We start from the raw sequence: 7,029 nt of genomic DNA, 5'->3' as shown, positions 1-7,029 counted from the left end.
ACGGTATAACGCTTGCTTACTATGACCGGAAAAGCCGTAGTATTATCCGGATAGACTAGGAAAGTGTTACCTATGTTCCCGGTCTGAAGTGTTACCTATGTATCCGGTCGTACAGCAGCGCCGCCGGGGAGCTCAGGCCGCACAAACAAAAAACCCCGCCGAAGCGGGGTTTAGAGCATCATAGAACCGTATTAATGACGCGCACGAACAATCTGATACTTGCGGGTCAGATACTCGACCGGCACGCTCCAGATGTGTACCAGACGCGAGAACGGGAACAGCAGGAACAGCGTCATCCCCAGCACCAGGTGCATACGGTAGATAAACGCCACACCGTCCAGATGGGCGGAAGCGCCACCGTGGAAGGTCACTACGGACTGCGCCCAGCCCACCAGTTTCATCATCTCACTACCGTCCATATGCTGCGCGGAGAACGGAATCGTCAGCAGGCCCAGCGCGCACTGGATGACCAGAACGGACAGCACCAGAATATCAGCACCCGTCGTCGTGGCACGCACGCGTGGGCTGAACAGACGGCGTTTAAGCAGCAGCACACCGCCAACCAGACACATCAAGCCAGCCGCGCCGCCGCCAAACATCGCCATCTTCTGTTTCACTTCCAGCGGCAGCCACGCTTCATACATCCAGTGTGGAGTCAGCATGCCCAGGAAGTGACCGGCGAACACGCCCAGGATCCCGAGGTGGAACAGGTTAGACGCCAGGTTCATCCCTTTGCGATCCAGCATCTGGCTGGAAGCAGCGCGCCAGGTGTACTGACCGTAGTCATAGCGTAACCAGCTGCCAATCAGGAAGACAGAACCCGCAATGTACGGATAAATGTCGAAGAAGAACATATTCAGGAAGTGCATTATTGCTGTCCTCCGTTAGAGATATTCAAATATTGCGGGGCCACGGCTCCGGCAAAACGACGCTGGTGATTGGTAATTTCCGAATCACCGCAGCCCTGGTCGGCAAAGAATTTCACCTGCTCTTCTTCCCACACCGCGTCCAGCGCCTGTGGCGTATCATCACGAGCTTCGTCGGCAATTTTTTCCGCCACTTTCGCTTCATCCACCGCGCTGTTCGCGAGCTTCAGCAACTGTTCAAACAGCACCGCATAACGGCTCTCACGCTGCTGCAGACGCGCGCAGAGCAGCGCCATAATCGGCGCGATATCCTGCAGACCACCAATCGCTTCGCTCTCTGGCAGCTGCGCCAGATACTCCAGATACAGCGGCAGGTGATCCGGCAGCTCACGGCTGTCGAGGACCAAACCATGCTGCTCGTACTGATTCAGCAGATCGACCATCGCCTGCCCGCGGTCGCGGGATTCGCCGTGAACGTGTTCGAACAGCAGCAGCGACGTCGCGCGACCACGGTCAAACAGTTCGCTATAGGCAGCCTGAGCATCCAGCAGATCCTGCGCGGTTAAATCGCGCAGGAAGATGCCCAGGGCCTGAGCATCTGCGGGTTCCAGTTTTTCTGATTCAGACAGAACGTCAAAGAGTTCGCCTTGATGCTGCCATAAGGCAGCATCCGGGTACTCAAGGAGACGTGAAATCACCACGAGTTCAATCATGCGTGCGGCTCCGTTTTGCTGCTCACGTCCACAGAATCGATACGGCGGCTGTTGAACAGGTTGAACTTGGTGTCCGAACCGTGGCAGCCATCGCCGAAGCTAAAGCCACAACCGTTTTTCTCTGGGAACGCTTCGCGCGCTTGTTCACGGTGACTGCTTGGTACCACGAAGCGATCTTCGTAGTTAGCAATCGCCAGATAGCGGTACATTTCCTGCGCCTGTGCTTCGGTCAGCCCCACCTCTTCCAGCGCACGGGTATCGATAACGCCATCGACGGTTTCCGTACGTTTGAAGTGACGCATCGCCAGCATACGTTTCAGCGCCAATACTACCGGTTGGGTGTCGCCTGCGGTCAGCAGGTTAGCCAGGTACTGAACCGGGATACGCAGACTTTCAACGTCCGGCAGAATACCGTTGCTGCCCAGTTCACCCGCATCGGCGGCGGACTGAATTGGTGACAGCGGCGGCACGTACCAGACCATCGGCAGCGTACGGTATTCAGGGTGCAGCGGCAGCGCCAGCTTCCAGTCCATCGCCATTTTATAAACCGGCGATTTCTGGGCAGCGTCAATCACGCTCAATGGAATACCGTCTTTCTGCGCCTGTTCAATGACCTTCGGATCGTTCGGATCGAGGAACACGTCCAGCTGACGCTGATACAGATCTTTCTCGTTCTCGGTGCTCGCAGCGGTTTCAATCGCATCCGCGTCATACAGCAGCACGCCGAGGTAACGAATACGGCCTACACAGGTTTCTGAACACACGGTCGGCTGGCCCGCTTCGATACGCGGGTAGCAGAAGATGCATTTTTCAGACTTGCCGCTCTTCCAGTTAAAGTAGATTTTTTTGTACGGGCAGCCGGTGATGCACATACGCCAGCCGCGGCATTTATCCTGATCGATCAGTACGATGCCATCCTCTTCACGCTTGTAAATCGCACCGCTCGGGCAGGTAGCAACACATGCCGGGTTAAGGCAGTGCTCACACAGACGCGGCAGGTACATCATGAAGGTGTTTTCAAACTGGCCGTACATTGCCTTCTGCATGTTGTCGAAGTTTTTGTCTTTCGACAGCTTCTCGAATTCACCGCCGAGGTCGTCTTCCCAGTTCGGACCCTTGGTGATTTTGTCCATGCGCTTACCGGTAATCAGCGAGCGTGGACGGGCAATCGGCTGTGCCTTGCTATCAGCCGGTGCGTTGTGCAGCGTCTGGTAGTCAAAATCAAACGGCTCGTAGTAATCATCCAGGCCCGGCAGATGCGGGTTAGCGAAGATTTTACCCAGCAGCAGCGCTTTGTTACCCATGCGCGGCACCAGCTTGCCGTTGATCTTACGGATCCAGCCGCCTTTGTATTTCTCCTGGTCTTCCCAGTCGGTCGGGAAACCGGTGCCCGGCTTGGTTTCAACGTTGTTGAACCATGCGTACTCGGTCCCTTCACGGCTGGTCCAGACGTTTTTACAGGTCACTGAGCAGGTATGACAGCCGATGCATTTATCGAGATTCAGCACCATGCCGACTTGTGAACGAATTTTCATTTTACGCTCTCCTGTACCTGGTCATTGCCTTCGCCGTCCAACCAGTCAATGTTCTTCATCTTACGTACCACCACAAACTCATCACGGTTCGAACCCACGGTACCGTAGTAGTTAAAGCTATAAGCCAGGTGCGCATAGCCGCCGATCATATGGGTCGGTTTCGGCGTGATGCGGGTCACTGAGTTATGGATACCACCGCGTTGACCGGTAATTTCTGAACCTGGCAGGTTAACAATACGTTCTTGCGCGTGGTACATCATGGTCATCCCAGCCGGTACACGCTGACTCACAACTGCACGTGCCGTCAGCGCACCGTTGTTGTTGAAGACTTCAATCCAGTCGTTATCTTCAATACCGATCTCTTTGGCATCTTCTTCGCTCATCCACACCACCGGACCACCGCGACCTAAGGTCAGCATCAGCAGGTTGTCGCTGTAGGTTGAGTGAATACCCCATTTCTGGTGCGGAGTCAGGAAGTTCAGCGCCTTCTCTGGGTTACCGTTGGATTTTTTACCCATCACCTCTTTCACCGAACGGGTGTCGATAGGTGGGCGGTAAACCAGCAGGCTTTCACCGAAGTCACGCATCCACTGGTGGTCCTGATACAGGGACTGACGACCAGACAGCGTACGCCATGGAATCAGCTCGTGAACGTTGGTATAGCCAGCGTTGTAAGAGACGTGTTCGTCTTCCAGACCGGACCAGGTTGGGCTGGAGATAATCTTGCGCGGCTGCGCCTGAATATCACGGAAGCGAATTTTCTCGTCTTCTTTATTGAGGGCCAGGTGCGTGTGGTCACGACCGGTAAACTCGCTCAGCGCTGCCCAGGCTTTCACCGCCACCTGACCGTTGGTTTCCGGCGCCAGGGTGAGGATCATTTCAGCAGCATCAATCGCCGTATCCAGCATCGGCTGGCCTTTCGCCGGGCCTTCTGCTTTGGTGTAGTTGAGCTTACGCAGCAGATCCATTTCGCTCTGGGTGTTCCAGGCAATCCCTTTACCGCCGTTACCGATTTTTTCCATCAATGGCCCGATGGAGGTAAAGCGCTCGTAGGTTGCCGGATAATCACGTTGAACCGGGATAATGTGCGGTGCAGTTTTAGCTGGGATCAGGTCACATTCGCCTTTTTTCCAGTCCTTCACGTCTAACGGCTGTGCGAGTTCGGCCGCAGAGTCGTGCTGGATTGGCAGCGTAACAATGTCCGTTTCCTGGCCGAGGTGACCCACGCAGACTTCAGAGAATTTCTTCGCGATGCCTTTGTAGATTTCCCAGTCGCTTTTCGACTCCCATGCTGGGTCGACAGCAGCAGACAGCGGGTGAATAAACGGATGCATATCCGAGGTATTCATGTCGTCTTTTTCATACCAGGTTGCCGTTGGCAGCACGATATCGGAATACAGGCAGGTGCTCGACAGACGGAAGTCCAGCGTCACCACCAGATCCAATTTACCGTCGAGACCGTTGTCCTGCCATTCCACTTCTTCCGGCTTCAGACCGCCCTGCTTGCCCAGATCCATCCCCTGAATACCGTGTTCGGTACCCAGCAGGTATTTCAGCATGTATTCATGACCCTTACCGGAAGAGCCCAGCAGGTTAGAACGCCAGATGAACAGGTTACGCGGGTGGTTTTTACCGTTTTCCGGCTGTTCAGCCGCGAAACGAATGGAACCTTCTTTCAGCGCCTTAACGGTGTAATCCACCGGATCCATCCCGGCTTTCTTCGCATCATCAACAATACGCAGTGGGTTTGTGCCTAATTGCGGTGCAGACGGCAGCCAGCCCATACGTTCTGCACGGACGTTGAAGTCCAGCAGATGGCCGGTGTAGCGAGATTTATCCGCCATCGGCGACAGCAGTTCCTGCGCGGTAACCGACTCATAACGCCATTGGCTGGAGTGGTTATAGAAGTAGGAAGTACTGTTCATGTGGCGCGCTGGACGCTGCCAGTCAAGACCGAATGCCAGTGGCTGCCAACCGGTCTGCGGACGCAGTTTTTCCTGGCCGACATAGTGGGCCCAACCGCCGCCGCTCTGGCCGATACAACCGCAGAACACCAGCATATTAATCAGGCCACGATAGTTCATATCGAGGTGATACCAGTGGTTAAGGCCGGCACCGACGATGATCATTGAACGACCGTGCGTTTTATCGGCGTTATCGGCAAACTCACGCGCAATACGAATAATCTGCGCACGTGGAACACCGGTAATTTTCTCAGCCCACGCCGGGGTATATGCCTTGATATCATCGTAGCTGGTTGCACAGTTTTCATCGTTCAGACCGCGATCCAGGCCGTAGTTAGCCATGTTCAGATCGTAAACGGTGGTCACCAGCGCGGTCGTGCCGTCGGCAAGTTGCAGACGTTTCACCGGCAGTTTGTGCAGCAGAATGTTTTCAAGCTCGACGCTGGTGAAGTGCTCGGTGCCTTCACCACCAAAGTAAGGGAAGCCCACCTGAGCAATCTCATCGTGGCTACCCAGAAGGCTCAGCTGCAGTTCGGTTTCATCACCGGATTTGCCGTCACGTTGCTCAAGGTTCCATTTACCTTTTTCGCCCCAACGGAAACCGATAGAACCATTCGGTGCCACCATCTCGCCATCGGTATTGATGGCAACGGTTTTCCACTCTGGGTTATTTTCCTGGCCCAAAGCGTCAACCAGATCAGCAGCACGCAGCATACGGCCCGCAGCGTAATAACCTTCGCGCTCTTCCAGCATCACCAGCATCGGGAAGTCGGTGTAGCGGCGAACGTAGTCGGTGAAGTACTGGCTCGGTTTGTCGAGGTGGAATTCACGCAGCATCACGTGGCCCATGGCCAGCGCCATGGCCGCATCGGTACCCTGTTTCGGTGCTAACCACAGGTCGCACAGCTTAGCGATTTCAGCGTAGTCCGGCGTGATAGCAACGGTTTTGGTGCCTTTATAGCGAACTTCGGTGAAGAAGTGCGCGTCCGGGGTACGGGTCTGCGGAACGTTGGAACCCCAGGCGAGGATGTAGCTGGAGTTATACCAGTCAGCGGATTCCGGTACGTCGGTCTGTTCGCCCCAGGTCTGCGGAGAGGCAGGCGGCAGGTCACAGTACCAGTCGTAGAAGCTCAGGCAGGTGCCGCCAATCAGGGAGAGATAACGTGCACCGGAAGCGTAGGAGACCATCGACATCGCCGGAATTGGCGAGAAGCCTGCTACACGGTCTGGGCCGTAGGTTTTCACGGTGTAAACGTTAGACGCCGCAATCAGTTCGTTCACTTCCTGCCAGGAGGAGCGAACGAAGCCGCCGCGACCACGTGCTTGTTTGAAGCTTTTCGCTTTATCGGCATCTTCAATAATGGATGCCCAGGCATCAACCGGATCGCTGTGCAGTTTTTTCGCCTCACGCCACATTTTCATCAGGCGTTTGCGCATCAGCGGATATTTCAGACGGTTGGCGCTATAGAGGTACCAGGAATAGCTCGCCCCACGCGGACAGCCGCGAGGTTCGTGGTTTGGCAGATCAGGACGGGTGCGCGGATAGTCAGTCTGCTGGGTTTCCCAGGTGACCAGACCGTTTTTGACATAAATTTTCCAGCTGCAGGAGCCAGTGCAGTTTACGCCGTGCGTAGAACGAACGACCTTATCATGCTGCCAACGCTGGCGGTATCCATCTTCCCAATCCCGGTTGGTATCTAGAATCTGTCCGTGCCCATCGGCAAATGTTTCACCCTTTTGTTTAAAGTAGCGAAACCGGTCCAGGAATTTACTCATCGGGTCTCTCCTGTTTGGAGCCTCACGGCTCTCTGATAAATCGACATTGCTGAATTTGCAGCGAAGTTAACGCGCTGAAAGATGAAGGGAATTGATAACGATCAAGGCGGCACGGCTTAACAAACGCAGCAAAAAAGCCACATACCACCAATGGGGTATGTATTCTTATTTTTTA

The 7,029-nt window shown here is 54.9% G+C and carries 4 protein-coding genes; all 4 read right to left on the bottom strand.

All coding sequences use genetic code 11. The features are described from left to right. Positions 1–191 precede the first annotated feature (191 nt). Genes narI through FHC49_RS04510 form a run of 4 tightly spaced genes read right to left on the bottom strand, consistent with a single transcriptional unit; the run spans position 192 to position 6,854 of the window. Positions 192–869: a respiratory nitrate reductase subunit gamma gene (gene narI / locus FHC49_RS04525; RefSeq protein WP_035895580.1), complete on the bottom strand. Its 678-nt coding sequence runs from the start codon at positions 867–869 to the stop codon at positions 192–194. Further along, the gene (gene narJ, locus FHC49_RS04520; RefSeq protein ID WP_185669724.1) at positions 869–1,579 is read right to left on the bottom strand and encodes a nitrate reductase molybdenum cofactor assembly chaperone; all 711 of its coding nucleotides are present in this window, start codon (positions 1,577–1,579) and stop codon (positions 869–871) included. The genes narI and narJ overlap by 1 nt, the downstream gene beginning before the upstream one ends. Next, positions 1,576–3,114, bottom strand: a complete 1,539-nt coding sequence (gene narH, locus FHC49_RS04515; protein WP_185669723.1) for a nitrate reductase subunit beta — start codon at positions 3,112–3,114, stop codon at positions 1,576–1,578. The genes narJ and narH overlap by 4 nt, the downstream gene beginning before the upstream one ends. After that, a complete protein-coding gene (locus tag FHC49_RS04510) occupies positions 3,111–6,854 on the bottom strand; it encodes a nitrate reductase subunit alpha (protein ID WP_220438924.1) in 3,744 nt (1,247 codons plus the stop codon). The genes narH and FHC49_RS04510 overlap by 4 nt, the downstream gene beginning before the upstream one ends. Between the last annotated feature and the right edge of the window lie 175 nt (positions 6,855–7,029).

The organism is Kluyvera sp. EC_51, from assembly GCF_019584505.1.
In the GTDB taxonomy this organism is placed as follows: domain Bacteria; phylum Pseudomonadota; class Gammaproteobacteria; order Enterobacterales; family Enterobacteriaceae; genus Kluyvera; species Kluyvera sichuanensis.
This window is presented reverse-complemented; position numbering and strand designations above follow the sequence as displayed.